The 12745-nt window shown below is 71.4% G+C and carries 13 protein-coding genes and 1 tRNA gene; 7 read left to right on the top strand and 7 right to left on the bottom strand.

The genetic code is table 11. The annotated features are described in order from the left end of the window. Nucleotides 1-34: 34 nt before the first annotated feature. The 3 genes from AB0J16_RS08045 to AB0J16_RS08035 all read right to left on the bottom strand — a co-directional run bounded on the left by AB0J16_RS08045 (nucleotide 35) and on the right by AB0J16_RS08035 (nucleotide 3238). Nucleotides 35-1174 (bottom strand): nitric oxide synthase oxygenase, encoded by a 1140-nt coding sequence (locus AB0J16_RS08045; protein ID WP_358535844.1) that lies wholly within the window; start codon nucleotides 1172-1174, stop codon nucleotides 35-37. Nucleotides 1175-1367: 193 nt separating this feature from the next. Beyond that, nucleotides 1368-1994, bottom strand: coding sequence for a response regulator transcription factor (locus AB0J16_RS08040; RefSeq protein WP_358535842.1), 627 nt, complete (start codon nucleotides 1992-1994; stop codon nucleotides 1368-1370). Continuing rightward, nucleotides 1979-3238 carry a sensor histidine kinase gene (locus AB0J16_RS08035; protein WP_358535840.1) on the bottom strand — a complete coding sequence of 420 codons (1260 nt, stop codon included), beginning with the start codon at nucleotides 3236-3238 and terminating at the stop codon, nucleotides 1979-1981. Before AB0J16_RS08035 ends, AB0J16_RS08040 begins: the two co-directional genes overlap by 16 nt. A gap of 84 nt (nucleotides 3239-3322) precedes the next feature. On the opposite strand from AB0J16_RS08035, the gene AB0J16_RS08030 reads away from it, so the two are divergent. After that, the gene (locus tag AB0J16_RS08030; protein WP_358535838.1) at nucleotides 3323-3508 is read left to right on the top strand and encodes a hypothetical protein; all 186 of its coding nucleotides are present in this window, start codon (nucleotides 3323-3325) and stop codon (nucleotides 3506-3508) included. A gap of 53 nt (nucleotides 3509-3561) precedes the next feature. Here the strand turns inward: AB0J16_RS08030 and AB0J16_RS08025 are convergent. Further along, nucleotides 3562-3633: transfer RNA gene (locus AB0J16_RS08025), tRNA-Asn, on the bottom strand. 126 nt (nucleotides 3634-3759) lie between these two features. Between AB0J16_RS08025 and AB0J16_RS08020 the strand changes: the two genes are divergently transcribed. Next, nucleotides 3760-4083, top strand: coding sequence for a YtxH domain-containing protein (locus tag AB0J16_RS08020; protein ID WP_357947691.1), 324 nt, complete (start codon nucleotides 3760-3762; stop codon nucleotides 4081-4083). 212 nt (nucleotides 4084-4295) lie between these two features. Here the strand turns inward: AB0J16_RS08020 and AB0J16_RS08015 are convergent, their stop codons facing one another. The 3 genes from AB0J16_RS08015 to AB0J16_RS08005 are packed head-to-tail and all read right to left on the bottom strand — an operon-like array spanning nucleotide 4296 to nucleotide 6243. Continuing rightward, entirely contained in the window at nucleotides 4296-4769 is a 474-nt protein-coding gene (locus AB0J16_RS08015; RefSeq protein WP_358535836.1) for a hypothetical protein, read from the bottom strand. After that, entirely contained in the window at nucleotides 4766-6040 is a 1275-nt protein-coding gene (locus tag AB0J16_RS08010; RefSeq protein WP_358535834.1) for a hypothetical protein, read from the bottom strand. Before AB0J16_RS08010 ends, AB0J16_RS08015 begins: the two co-directional genes overlap by 4 nt. 47 nt (nucleotides 6041-6087) lie before the next feature. Further along, nucleotides 6088-6243, bottom strand: a complete 156-nt coding sequence (locus AB0J16_RS08005; protein ID WP_357947682.1) for a hypothetical protein — start codon at nucleotides 6241-6243, stop codon at nucleotides 6088-6090. 175 nt (nucleotides 6244-6418) lie between these two features. Between AB0J16_RS08005 and AB0J16_RS08000 the strand changes: the two genes are divergently transcribed. From AB0J16_RS08000 to AB0J16_RS07980, 5 genes are read left to right on the top strand one after another with little or no spacing between them, the layout of a single operon-like run. Continuing rightward, on the top strand, nucleotides 6419-7588 hold the full coding sequence (locus AB0J16_RS08000; protein WP_358535832.1) for a hypothetical protein: 1170 nt from the start codon (nucleotides 6419-6421) through the stop codon (nucleotides 7586-7588). Next, nucleotides 7585-9729 (top strand): tetratricopeptide repeat protein, encoded by a 2145-nt coding sequence (locus AB0J16_RS07995; protein WP_358535830.1) that lies wholly within the window; start codon nucleotides 7585-7587, stop codon nucleotides 9727-9729. Before AB0J16_RS08000 ends, AB0J16_RS07995 begins: the two co-directional genes overlap by 4 nt. After that, complete coding sequence (locus AB0J16_RS07990; protein ID WP_358535828.1) at nucleotides 9729-10790, top strand: protein phosphatase 2C domain-containing protein; 1062 nt, start codon at nucleotides 9729-9731, stop codon at nucleotides 10788-10790. The genes AB0J16_RS07995 and AB0J16_RS07990 overlap by 1 nt, the downstream gene beginning before the upstream one ends. Next, nucleotides 10783-12075 (top strand): VWA domain-containing protein, encoded by a 1293-nt coding sequence (locus AB0J16_RS07985; protein WP_358535826.1) that lies wholly within the window; start codon nucleotides 10783-10785, stop codon nucleotides 12073-12075. The genes AB0J16_RS07990 and AB0J16_RS07985 overlap by 8 nt, the downstream gene beginning before the upstream one ends. Continuing rightward, nucleotides 12075-12719, top strand: a complete 645-nt coding sequence (locus AB0J16_RS07980; protein WP_358535823.1) for an FHA domain-containing protein — start codon at nucleotides 12075-12077, stop codon at nucleotides 12717-12719. Before AB0J16_RS07985 ends, AB0J16_RS07980 begins: the two co-directional genes overlap by 1 nt. The last annotated feature ends 26 nt before the right edge of the window (nucleotides 12720-12745 follow it).

Below are 12745 nucleotides of genomic sequence, written 5' to 3'. Positions count from 1 at the left end.
TATTCTAGTGATGAAAGGCAAGACGACCCTCTGTTCAGCCGGTGTGGTGGACGAAAGCTGGGGTCATCGTGGGATTGTCGTAGTAGCGGTGGAAGACGCGTGTGGTGCCGCCGGAGATGGGCGGCACGATCCACGACCAGTCGGCCGGGCACACCCGCCCCGCCTTCTCCTCCCGTCCCAGGTGCGTGAGGAACCGGTTCGACTCCGTGTGGTGGTCGGTCATCGTCACCCCCGCCTGCTCGAACGAGTGCAACACGGCCACGTTCAGCTGGACCAGCGCGTGGTCCCGCCACAGCGACCGGTCGGAGGCGGTGTTCAGCCCGAGCCGCCCGGCGACCACGGGCAGCTGGTCGTAGCGGTCGGTGTCGGCGAGGTTGCGGGCACCGATCTCCGCCCCCATGTACCAGCCGTTGAAGGGCGCGCACGGATAACAGAGCCCGCCGATCTCCAGGCACATGCCGGAAATGGCCGGCACGGCATGCCAGCGCAGCCCCAGGTCGGCGAACCACGGATGGTCCGGATGCGTGAGGGGCACCTCCAGCACCGCGTCGCCCGGCAGATTGCACAGCAGCCTCTGCCCGCGCCCCGGCTGGATGACCAGGGGCAGCACATCGAACCTGCCGCCCTTCCCGCCCCGCCAGCCGAGCCGCCTGACCTTCTCGGTGAAGTCGACGTAGCGGGGATCCCCCACGATCGACCCGTCGCGCATGCGATACCCGGCGTACCGGATGAGCTGCTCGTTCAGCACCCGGGGTCCGCGCCGCTCAGGCGTGTCCGGCGGGAACACGGTGATCGTCGGCCGGATCTTGCCCTCACCTGTCGCGTCGCGCAGATGGGCCACGCACTCGAGGGCCACGCCCTCGGCGCTGGTCACCTGCCTGCGGTCGCGCACCCGTAACGAGCGCCAGTAGAGCCGCCCGATGCAGCGGCCGCTGTTGCGCCAGGCCACCCTGGCACCGAACTGCAGCTCCTCGAAGGTATGGGCATAAGTCCCATGACGGGCGATCTCCTTGGCGACCTCACGCAGACGCGCGTGCACGTCACCCGCGCCGGGATTCTCGGCGTGGAAGAGCCTGATGAAGCGCTCCGCCTCGCGGATGTCGATCGTTCGCTCGATGAGCGTCTGTACGGCGATGGCATCGAAGGGACGTAGGGACCTGATCCAGGTACGCACGCAGTAACCAGCACTTTTCCATCAACGGAGCGCCCCGCCGATTCCGGGTCGGCGGCACCTCCTGGCAGGCGGCGCCCTCTCCACACCGCCTTCACGACGTGCCCGCAGCTCCTGCCATCCTTCACCGTCCACAGCTGTTTGTCCCGGCAAATCGAAAATCCCGTGACCTTACGACTACAAAGCGTGAAAGGCGCTATCCGCCGGGCCGCCGCACCAGGTCGAGCCGCATCGCCACCACCACCGCCGAGGTCCGGTCGGAGACGCCCAGCTTGCCGTACGCCCGCAGCAGATGCGTCTTGACCGTGGCCTCCCCGATGAACAGCCGCCGGCCGATCTCCCCATTGGTCAATCCCTCCGCGACCAGCTCCAGCACCTGCCGCTCCCGCGCCGACAGGCGCCACCCTTCGGGTCCGGCCTTGTGCCAGGTCGCCAGGCGGGCGGACACCGACGGCGACAGGACGGTCTCGCCACCCGCCACCGCCCGTACCGCGGCCGCCAGGTCGGCTCGTGACACGTCCTTCAGCAGGTATCCGGCGGCGCCGGCCGACATGGCGCGCTCGATGTCCGCGTCGTTCTCGTACGTGGTAAGCACGATTACCCGATAACCCGTGCCCAGCCGCCGGATCGCGGTCACGCCGTCGCAGCCCGGCATGCGCAGGTCCATGAGGATCACGTCGGGCCGCAGTCGTGGCGCGACCGCGAGAGCCTCTTCACCGGATCCGGCCTCGCCGACCACCTCAATGTCCGGTTCGGCGACGAGCATCCCGCGCAGGCCCTCGCGGACCATCGGGTGGTCGTCGACGATCAGCACGGCGAGCATGGCAACTCCACTGTGACCGTCGTGCCCGTCCCAGGGGAGGCCGCCACGGTGACGGTCCCACCGAGCCGCGCCACCCGGACCCGCATGGTCCGCAGGCCGTACCCATCGCAGGTGGTGGACGGCTCAAAGCCGTCACCGTCGTCACTCACCCACAACCGCACCGCTCTATCCCCGTCGTCACTCACAGACGGCCGCACTGCCGCCACCCCGTCATCGCTCACCGACAGCCGCTCTGCCGCGCCCCCGTAGTCGGTCACCGACGGCCGCGCCGCCGCGCCCCCGTAGTCCAGCGTCAGCCGCGCGGACCGGGCGCGGGCGTGCTTGCGCACATTCGCGAGCCCTTCCTGAGCGACCCGCACCAGCACCGCCTCGGCGGTGGCGGGCAGCGCGACGGGCTCGCCCCTGACGGTCACCTCCACCGGCACCTCGAACCCCTCCCCCAGCCGGCGCAGCGCCTGCCCCAGTGACGTGCCGTCGAGCGCGGGCGGGGCGAGCGCCGCGATGAGCGCCCTCGTCTCGGCCAGGTTCTCCTTCGCCGTCTGTACGGCCAGCGCCACGTGCCGCTCGGCCCCCTGACCGGCCTCAGCGGCCTGGAGGAGCATGATGATGCTGGTGAACCCCTGAGCCAGGGTGTCGTGGATGTCGCCCGCCAGCCTTTCGCGCTCCGCCAGGACCCCGGCCTCCCTGCTGACCTCCGCCAGCTCCTCCCGGGTGCGGTCAAGCTCTTCGATCAGCTCGGCCCGTTCGCGGTTCTGCTGGTACAGCCGGCTGATGAACGTGCCGAGCAGCGCGCTCGCCGGCAGTCCGACGGCCAGGGCGAGGAGGATCAGCAGCGGGTCCTCCCCGACCGCCGTCAGTCCGTTGAGCACCGGCGCGGCGAAGAACGCCGCCGTCAGCACCACGGCGTACGCCACCCGCAGCGACATGAACGCCATCGGCACCAGCGCGGACAGCGCGATCGCCGACGCCGACTCCAGCAGCCCGGCTCCGGTGACCAGGACGAGCATGCTCGCCGCGTACCACCAGCTCTCCCGCACGGGGATGGCGTCCGCGCGGACGGCTTTGCGGCCGACCAGAACGTAGGAAAGGGCCAGCAGGAGCACCAGTCCGACGGCGATGGGCGGGCCGCCGTCCGCCACCATCGCGATGACGGTGGTGATGAGCACCACCGCGAAGTACGCGTCCCAGAACGGATAGGAGCGCAGCCAGGCGTTCTCGGCCCGCGCCGCCACGGGACTCCCCATGATCTGCAGTTTTACCCTCTTATGGCCATATGTCCACCGATCGGTGGATACCCCGGCGACGCCGGAACCGTGATCGTCATGGTCATGAACAAGCACATCTACCGCACGGTCATGCTCGCCCTGTCGCTCGTCTTCGCCGCGCTGATCGCCATTCTGGCCCTCCTCGGCAGCGGCGCCATCGGCCTGGTCGCCGGGATCGGCGGCGTCCTCCTCGGCCTCGGCTGGGCGCTCTACGGAGTGCTGACCGGCAAGCGGGACACCACGGTCTAGCCGCAACAAGAAACCCCCCTCCCCGAAGACCCGGGAAGGGGGGTTCAGCCTTGCTCCCGCGATAGGACTCGAACCTATAACCTGCCGGTTAACAGCCGGCTGCTCTGCCGTTGAGCTACGCGGGATCGAACGTTCGCGCTGATCGGCGGGCCTTGCGGGCCGCTCCCCTGGGCGCAGGAATAGATTAGCGCACTCGAGGAGTGCGTGTCGCATCGTCATTCGGGTAGGCCCGGAGACAGCGGAGGTGCAATATGCGTTATCGGATGACATTCGCCATTGGTCTCGCCGTCGGCTATGTCCTGGGCAGCCGGGCCGGCCGCGAACGGTATGAGCAGATCAAACGGGCCGCCCAACGCGTTGCCGACAGCCCCAGGTTCCAGGAGACCGCGGGCGTGATGGGCGCCCAGCTGTCGAAGGCGGCCGGAGTGGCCAAGTCGAAGGTGGGGGACACGCTCCAACATCGGATCCCGTTCCTCAACGGCCACGACCACCACGACACCGGCACCGGCTGGCCCGGCGAAGAGGTCGAGCAGGCCGGCCAGAAGAAGACCGACCAAACCGGCATTCCGCACTGACGCGGAACTTGCCGCGGAACTAGCGGAACTAGACGCGGGCAACGCTGGGCCCCGGGCATGAGCGCAGGACGAACCACCGCTCATGCCCGGGGCGCTCGCGTGCCACCGCATTCACAAGCCCGGGGTCCCACCCCACTCGCAAGCCCGGCGCGCACGCATGCCCCGCCGTCTGCCGGGCGGCCGAACTCATGCCGCCCGCGCGATCCGGCTCCTCAGACCCCCATGCTGCGCCGTACGCCCTCAAGAGCCTGTTCGGCCTGTGCGCGTACGCCCGGGTCGTTCGGATCGAGGCCGTCGTCGAAGACGAGGGTCCACCCCAGCACCTCACCGCCGGGCGGGCGCCTGGCCACCAGTCGTACCCCGCCACGGCCGGGCAGGTCCACGTGCTTGTTCACCACGATGGTGGCGTTGACCCGCTCCCGGACCGTCTCGGGCAACAGCCGCGGCTCCGGCAGCTCCACGCGGTGCCGCTCGCCGGACATGGTGAGGATGTTCAGCCCCTCCTCGTCCCAGGCGGCCCGGTCGATCGTCTCGTACGGCACGCGGAGCCCGCCGGGCAGGTGCAGCGCCAGATTGGTGGCCACCACGTGCCCGTCGCCGGTGGCGGCGAAGGTCAGCACCCGCTCCCCCGGCTCGGTGACCAGGGCCTTGCGGACGTCGGCGGGCAGGCGGCGAAGGAAACTCATTCCTTCACGCTATCGGCGAGCAGGTCGAGGGTGAGCGCGGCACTCCAGGAGAAGTCCCGGCACCCCCGGCCGCTGCCGTCGAACGGGTCGAAGCACTCGCGGAACCCCGCCTGCCTGACCAGGCGGAGCGTGCCGTTGGCGAGTTGCCGGCCGAGCGAGCCGAGCGCGTGGACGTCGGCCGCCCGGCGCAGCAGCCAGTTGGTGTTCACCCAGGACGGGCCGCGCCAGTAGCGGGTGCGGTCGAACTGGGCGGCGCGGATCTCGCAGCTGGGCACCGGATAGCCCGTGGCGCCCATGAACCTGGCCGATTCGAGTATCTCGACGGCCGCGTGGACGCGATCGCTGGGCAGCTCGGGGTCGAGCAGCGGGCCGAAGCCGCCAACCGTGCAGACCCGGATCAACCGGTCGGTCCTTAGGTCGCGGGCGTAGAAGCAACCGTCCCACAGGCGGTCGAGAAGTGCCGTCCTGATGCGCTGGGCCTGCTCGGCGTGGGGCACCGGGTCGGCGCGGGCCAGCGGCGCCAGCTCGGCCATGGCCTGGCAGGAGGCGAGCCAGATCCCGTTGAACATGGGGTCCTCGATGGCGAACGGGTGCTCGTCGCGCAGGTATTCGGCGCGGTAGCCGGCGTTGCGGTAGCGCAGCGCCAGCCAGACGTAGCGGTCGTGGTCGCTGTCGGGGTGGCGCTCGTCGAGTTCGACGGTGCGGTAGCCGTACCTGATCTCGGGCAGCGCGGCGAGCGGCTGATCCCAGGCCGGGCTGTCGTCCATGCCCGACTCCCAGGGGTGCACGATGGCGGCGAGCCCCGAGCCGCCCAGGTCGCGCGCGGCGGCCAGGTAGGCGTGCTGGGCGGCCAGCGCCGGAAACGCCCGTCTGACGAAGTCGGCGTCCCCGGTGTGCCGGTAGAGCCACCACAGGGCCAGCGCGTGCAGCGGCGGCGAGGTGAGACCCGAGGTGAGCACGCGCGGCGCGGCGTCGTGGTCCTGTGAGCGCCAGACCGAAGGGCCCGGGAAGTACGCCTCGGGGGTGTGGAAGACGATGTGCGGCACCATGCCGGTCGCCCACTGCCCGGCCAGCAAACTGAGCAGCTCGGCACGAGCCCGGTCAGGCCGGTGCCTGGCCAGGCCGATCACCACGAACGCCGAGTCCCAGCTCCACTGGTGCGGGTAGAGACCTGGAGCGGGAACGGTGGAGGTTCCCGTCCAGTTCGCCTCGAGCACGGACAGTGCCTCGCGCCCGAGCGCGGCGTCGTCGACCGCGGGCCGCGCCTCCATCAACCCACTATGCGCCGCTATGCCGAAGGAAGCTATCGCGAAGGAAGCTACGTCCGGGCCCACTTGGAGACGAGCATGATGCCGAAGGCCACGGCTCCGATGATGAGTCCCCACTTGATCAGCGTGAAGACGAAGCCCACGAGGGGGCCGATGAGGATGAACACGGCGATGATCGCCAGGATTGCGAGAAGTATGCGTCCCATGTCTCTGACGTTACGAGATCGTTCAAGCGGATTGCAGGTGAGGCAGGGTTGAATCAGGGACAAGTCAGGGTCTCCCCTACTCTCGGAACCAACCGGTCGGTTTCGCCGTTTAGCCGGTAGACAACGGGGCTCGGGGGCCCGTATCACGGGGAGCGTGATGAGTCTGGGACCACCCATGAGCAGGGAGGGTGCGGAGTACGCACTGCGCGCCCGAGCCGACGAGCGCGACCGCATCTCCGGCGACCTGCTCGATCTTGAAGCCCACACCACCTACCAGTTACTCAAGGGCGCCTCCTTGCGCGGCCCGACCCAGACCCGCTGGGCCACCGCGCAGGGCGCCATCGCCGCACTGTGGGCGCTTTACGACACCTATCGGGGGGTGTTACGCGCGGCCGAGCAGGTCAAGGGCGCCCGCGGCCGCCTCGGCGCGGAGCAGCTCGCCACCGTGACCGAGCTGCTGTCGGGCCGCTCGGTGGTGCTGAAGGCCGCCGCCAAGCCCGTCGAAGAACGGTCCCTGCTCCCCCAGGCGGACGAGCGGCTCACCCTGGACGAAACCGTCGCCCGAATGGACGCGGCCTTCCAGCAGGCCACGGACGTACTGACGGAGATCGACACGGTCTGGTCCGCGGCGTTGCCCCGCCTCGACGCCGCCGACGCCGAGCTGCGCGCGGTCGGCGACCTGCGGCGGCAGCTCGGCGAGACCCTTGACCTGACCCAGACGGAGACCGATCTGCGGCGGATGCGGACCGCCGTACTCGAAGACCCGCTCGGCTCGGCGCCGCCGGAGCACGAGCTGGAGCGCGTCACGCGTCTCCTGGCGAGCACCCGCGCGGACCTGGAACGCGCGCTCCAGGTCAGCCAGGAGTACGGCAGACGGCGCGAGGAGCTGGTGGCCGCGCTGGACCGGGTACGCGCGGCCGAGAGCGAGGCCAGGGTGGCCCACGGCAGGGTCGTGGTGAAGATAGCCCTGCCGCCGCAGGCACAGCCGCGGAGCAAGGTGGACGCGCTGGCCGGCGAGCTGGACGCGCTCGACGCCGCGCCCGGCACCTGGCTCGACCGGGCCGGGCGGCTGACGGCCCTGGAGCAGGGCGCCCAGCAGGCCGCCCAGCAGGCACAGGCCACGGCGACGGCGCTGATGGGGCTGCTCGGCAGGCGTGACGAGCTACGCGGGCGGCTCGGCGCGTGCCAGGCGATGGCGGTGCGCAAGGGCCTGGCGGAGGACCCGGACGCGACTGAGCTGTACGAGCGGGCGCGGCTGCTGCTGTGGAGCGCTCCCTGCGATCTGACGAAGGCGGCACAAGCCGTCGACCTGTATCAGCGTGCGATCCACGGAGGTGGCCGATGACCCGATGCGCCCAGCCAGGCTGTACGGGCACGATCGAAGATGGCTACTGCGACCTGTGCGGCCACGCGGCGGCGTCCGCCGCGCCCGCCGCGGCCTCGACCCCGGCGACGGCGTCGAGCCCCTCGGACTCCCCTGACACCCGGCCGGTGAGCAGGCAGATGACCGGCCCGCTGAGCAGTGGCCGGTCGCGGCCGGGCGTGCTGGGCGAGCTCGCCGACCTGCCGTCGGTGCCCTATCGGGATCCGGCCACCGCGATCATGGCCAATCCCATGGTGCCCGAGGAGAAGCGGTTCTGCGCCAACCCGGCGTGCGGCGAGCCGGTCGGCCGCTCCAGGCAGGGGCGCGCCGGGCTGCCCGACGGCTTCTGCCCGCACTGCCGTACCTCGTTCTCCTTCACCCCCAAGCTGGCCAAGGACGACTTGGTGGCCATGCAGTACCGGGTGCTGGGCTGCCTGGCGCACGGCGGCCTCGGCTGGATCTACCTGGCCGCCGACGAGAACCTCGACGGCCGCTGGGTGGTGCTCAAGGGCCTGCTGAACACCGCCGACGCCGAGGCGCTGGCGGCGGCGGAGGCCGAGCGGAAGTTCCTCACCACGGTCGACCACCCGAACATCGTCAAGATCATCAACTTCCAGCGCTCCGGCGGCCTCGGCTACATCGTCATGGAGTACGTCGGCGGCCAGTCGCTGCACGAGCTGCGCCGCCAGGGACCGCTGCCGCTGCGCGAGACGCTCATGTACGGACGGGAGATCCTGCGCGCGTTCGGCTACCTGCACCAGCACGACCTGGTCTACTGCGACCTCAAGCCGGCCAACGTGATCAGGGTCGGCAATCGGCTCAAGCTCATCGACCTGGGCGCGGTCCAGCGCGTCGGCTCGCCGCCGGGCACCTCCTGGGCCACGGTCGGCTACCACGCGCCCGAGCTGGAGACCCAGCCCTCGTCCGTCGCCTCCGACCTGTACACGGTGGCCAGGACGCTGGCGGTGCTGACCATCCCGTCGTTCAGCCCGGCCAAGGGCGGGGTGGAGAACCCGCTGCCGGCGGACTGCGGCAACGAGTCGTTCGCGCGGTTGCTGCGCCGGGCGACCGCCCCCGATCCCGCCGCCAGGTTCCAGAGCGCCGAGGAGATGGAGGAACAGCTCGTCGGCGTGCTGCGCGAGATCAGCGCGCTGGCGGAGGGGGTGCCGTACCCGGCGCAGTCCGCGCTGTTCGGGCCCGAGCGGCTCGCGGCGGGGGCGGCGCTGGCCGCCGACCGCGGGCGGGTGTTCGCCGGGCTCGACCCGCTGGAGGCGGCGGCCGCGCTGCCGGTGCCGCTGGCCGACCCCGCCGACCCGGCGGCGGGCGCGCTGGCGGGCCTGGTCGGCCGCGATCCCGACGTGCTGGTCAGCCAGGTCGAGGGGATGGCGCGGACACCCGAGACGCTGCTGACCAAGGCCCGGCTGCTCGCCGAGCAGGGCTCGGACCAGGCGCTCTCCGCGCTGGACGAGGCGGGGCGGACGCTGCCCGGCGACTGGCGGGTGACCTGGTACCGGGCGGTCCACCTGCTGGCCTCGGGTCACGCCGACCGGGCGGCGCCGATCTTCGACGAGTGCTTCTCGCTGCTGCCCGGCGAGTGCGCGCCCAAGCTGGGGCTGGCGTTCGCGCTGGAGTGCATGAACGGCGACCCGGTCCGCTGGTACGAGAGCGTGTGGCGTACCGACCGCTCCTACGTGAGCGCCGCGTTCGGGCTGGCCAGGGCGGGCCGGATCGCGGTGCTCGACGAGGTGCCGACCACGTCCAGCCACCGGGTGGCCGCGCAGCTCGCGGTCGTGGCCGCGGTGGCCAGAGCGACGGGGGCGGCCGACCCGGGCAAGCCGAACGAGCTGTCGGCCGCGGCCGACCGCCTCGACGACCTCACCGACCTCGACCCGCGCCGCCGCGAACTGCTCACCGCCGAGCTCCTGGAGAGCGCGCTGACCTGGCTCGACGCCGGCAAACCACCGGGCGGCCTGAAGCTGGCGGGCGCCGAGTTCACCGAACCCGGCGTACGCAAGCGGCTGGAGGGCATCTTCCGCCGCCTGGCCGTGGCCGCGAGCTCCCGCCAGGAGCGCCAGGCCCTCGTCGACCAGGCCAACGCGGTCCGGCCCCGGACGTGGGTGTGATGGACGACACCGCCGCTCCGAAGGCGGACGTCCGGTGCCCGGTCTGCGAGACCCCTGTGTTCGCCGGCGACTCCTTCTGCGAGGCGTGCGGGCATCCACTCGGTGCACCTGCCTGTACGTCCTGCGGCGCCCCCGCCGTCGACGCGGAGGGCTACTGCGAGCGCTGCGGCGTGCGCCAGCCCACCAGCCGCGACCACGCGGAGCTCGAACTCGACGGCGGTACGGCGGGCGTGACCGACAAGGGCCTGCGCCGCAGCCGCAACGAGGACGCCATGGCGCTGCTGTCCACGGGCACGCAGACGGTGGTCGTCGTCTGCGACGGCGTGGGCAGCTCGCCGCGCGCCGACGAGGCGTCGGCGGCCGCGGTGGAGACGGCCTGCGCCGCCCTGGCCAGGGGTGTCTCCACCGAGGAGGCGTTCGGCCTGGCCAGCCGGGCCGTGGGCAAGCTGGCCACCTCGGTGGACGACGCCCCTGCCTGCACCTATGTCTCGGCCGTGGTCGAGGGTGGCCGGATCACGCTCGCCTGGGCGGGGGACTCCCGCGCGTACTGGCTGTCCACCGGCCCCCGGCCGACCAGAACCAACCCGTCCGCCGACACCCAACCGGTCGCGACCGACCCTCCCGCCGACACCCAGCGGGCCGATACCGGGCAGGTCGATACCGGCCTTCCCACCGATGCCTGGCCGGTCGAGGCCGAGGCGAGCGTCGACACCCGGCCGGTCGGGGTTCTTCCGGCGGCCGAAATCCGGTCCGCCGTGACCGGTCAGATCGTCGGCACCCAGTTGACCGAGGACGACGCCGCGCCGACGGGTGAGATCACCGCCTGGCTCGGCGCCGACTACGGCGACGTGCGCCCGCACGTCCGCGTACTGGAGCCGGAGACCCCGGGCCTGCTGCTCGTGTGCAGCGACGGCCTGTGGCGCTACCTCGACGGCTACACCTTCCCTTCCACCGGCAGCCCTCTGGACATGGCCCGCGCGATGCTGCGACACGCGCTCGACTCCGGCGGGCAAGACAACGTGACCATCGTCCTGATCCCTCTAGGAGACGCACATGGGTGACCAGCCCACTTTCACCCTGCACATCGACCAGAACAAGTACCTCCCGATCGACGGGCGCGAGGTGCACGCCATCCTCACGATCAACTCCACCGGCACGGTGACCACCCAGTCCGCCACCCCGGCCGAGGCCGCGGAAGTGATCATCATCGACACGTCCGGGTCGATGAGCGGCGGCAAGATCAGGGAGGCCCGGGCGGCCGCCGCGACGGCCGTGCAGACCCTGCGCGACGGCGTGCACTTCGCGGTCATCGCCGGGACCGACCGGGCCCGTGTCGTCTACCCGAACGGCCCCCAGCTGGTCAGGGCCAGTGCGGCCACCCGGGCCGAGGCGCAGCGGGCCATCGGCAAGCTCTCCGCCGGCGGCGGCACCTCGATCGGCCAGTGGCTGCAACTGGCGGCCCAGCTGCTGTCGGCCCACCCGAACGCGATCAAGCACGCCATCCTGATGACCGACGGCCAGAACAACGAGCGCGACAACGTGTTCGCCGACGCGCTGGCCCGCTGCGAGGGCGCGTTCGTCTGCGACAGCCTCGGCGTCGGCGACGACTGGGTGCCCGCCGAGCTGCGCAAGGTCGCCGAGGCGCTGCTGGGTACGTTTGACTTCGTCCGCAACCAGGGCGACCTGGCCGACTTCTTCCGCAACCTCACCCAGACCTCGATGAGCAAGACCGTGGCCGAGCTGGTGATGCGGGTGTGGGTGCCGCAGACGGCGACGCTCAAGTGGGTCAAGCAGGTCTCCCCGACGCTGCTCGACCTGACCGGCAAGCGCACCGACGTCAACCCGCTGACCGGCGACTACCCGACCGGCTCGTGGGGCACCGAGGACCGCGAGTACCACCTGTGCGTCGAGGTGCCGCCCGGCCAGATCGGCAGCGAGATCCGCGCGGGCTGGGTGAAACTGCTCCGTCCCGACACCCAGGAGGTCTTCGCCAGCGGCAACGTGCTCGCCCAGTGGACCGACGACCTGGCCCAGTCCACCCGGATCAACGGCAAGGTCGCCCACTACACCGGCCAGGCCGAGCTGCACGAGCTGATCCAGGACGGGCTGAGCGCCCGCGCGGCCGGCGACGTCGAGAAGGCGACGGCCCGCCTGGCCAAGGCCAAACAGCTCGCCGCCGACTCGGGACGCGAGGACACGGCCCGCCTGCTCGACAAGGTCGTCGAGGTGGATCCGGCCTCCGGCACCGCCCGGCTGCGCAAGAACGTCGACAAGGCCGACGCGATCGAGCTCGACACCGGCTCGGTGCGTACCAGCAAGCTGCGCAAGAACGGGGAGGGCAGCTGATGGCGACCTGCCCCCAGGGCCACACGTCGGGCGACGACGAATACTGCGACGTCTGCGGCCTCCAGCTGGCCGCCTCACCGCCACCGGTCACCTCGTCCGCCGCGCCGGCCGGCGTCGGCTCCGGCGCCGCGGTGGAAGACTGTCCCGTCTGCCAGACGCCGCGTGCCGGGCAGTTCTGCGAGGTGTGCGGCCACGACTACTCGGGCGCCGCGCCCACCATGGCGCCGCCGATGGCCGGAGCGCGCTGGGAGGCGGTCACCGCCGCCGACCGCGCCTACTACGAGAAGGTGATCGCCGAGGGCGGCCCCGATGCCGACGCCGTCGCCTTCCCGCCGTACTGCCCCGAACGGTCCTTCGCGCTGTCCGGCGAGCAGGTACGCATCGGCCGCCGCAGCCGGGGCCGCGACCTGCGGCCGGAGATCGACTTGACCGGGCCGCCCGAGGACCCTGGCGTGTCCCATCTGCACGCCGTGCTGCTCGCCGGGCACGACGGCTCCTGGACGCTCGTCGACCCGGGCTCCTCCAACGGCACCCAGGTCAACGGCAGGCCGGTCGCGGTCAACGTGCCGGTTCGGGTGGGCGCGGGCGACCGCATCCACGTCGGCGCCTGGACCGTCATCACGATCCGCGAAGGCACCCCGTGACCGGCGAGAGGGCCGCCATGACCGGC

Origin of the sequence: Nonomuraea sp. NPDC049750 (assembly GCF_040659625.1) — a bacterium.
Taxonomy (GTDB): Bacteria; Actinomycetota; Actinomycetes; order Streptosporangiales; family Streptosporangiaceae; genus Nonomuraea.
Note: the sequence above shows the minus strand (reverse complement) of the source record. Positions and strands in the feature narration are given on the sequence as shown.

Excerpts from the sequence above, each read along its gene's own strand:
- AB0J16_RS08020 (WP_357947691.1), top strand. The coding sequence starts at position 3,760 with ATGCGTTATCGGATGACATTCGCCATTGGTCTCGCCGTCGGCTATGTC.
- AB0J16_RS08030 (WP_358535838.1), top strand. The coding sequence starts at position 3,323 with ATGAACAAGCACATCTACCGCACGGTCATGCTCGCCCTGTCGCTCGTC.
- AB0J16_RS07990 (WP_358535828.1), top strand. The coding sequence starts at position 9,729 with ATGGACGACACCGCCGCTCCGAAGGCGGACGTCCGGTGCCCGGTCTGC.
- AB0J16_RS08005 (WP_357947682.1), bottom strand. The coding sequence starts at position 6,243 with ATGGGACGCATACTTCTCGCAATCCTGGCGATCATCGCCGTGTTCATC.
- AB0J16_RS07980 (WP_358535823.1), top strand. The coding sequence starts at position 12,075 with ATGGCGACCTGCCCCCAGGGCCACACGTCGGGCGACGACGAATACTGC.
- AB0J16_RS08000 (WP_358535832.1), top strand. The coding sequence starts at position 6,419 with ATGAGCAGGGAGGGTGCGGAGTACGCACTGCGCGCCCGAGCCGACGAG.
- AB0J16_RS08015 (WP_358535836.1), bottom strand. The coding sequence starts at position 4,769 with ATGAGTTTCCTTCGCCGCCTGCCCGCCGACGTCCGCAAGGCCCTGGTC.
- AB0J16_RS07995 (WP_358535830.1), top strand. The coding sequence starts at position 7,585 with ATGACCCGATGCGCCCAGCCAGGCTGTACGGGCACGATCGAAGATGGC.
- AB0J16_RS07985 (WP_358535826.1), top strand. The coding sequence starts at position 10,783 with ATGGGTGACCAGCCCACTTTCACCCTGCACATCGACCAGAACAAGTAC.
- AB0J16_RS08040 (WP_358535842.1), bottom strand. The coding sequence starts at position 1,994 with ATGCTCGCCGTGCTGATCGTCGACGACCACCCGATGGTCCGCGAGGGC.
- AB0J16_RS08010 (WP_358535834.1), bottom strand. The coding sequence starts at position 6,040 with ATGGAGGCGCGGCCCGCGGTCGACGACGCCGCGCTCGGGCGCGAGGCA.
- AB0J16_RS08035 (WP_358535840.1), bottom strand. The coding sequence starts at position 3,238 with ATGGGGAGTCCCGTGGCGGCGCGGGCCGAGAACGCCTGGCTGCGCTCC.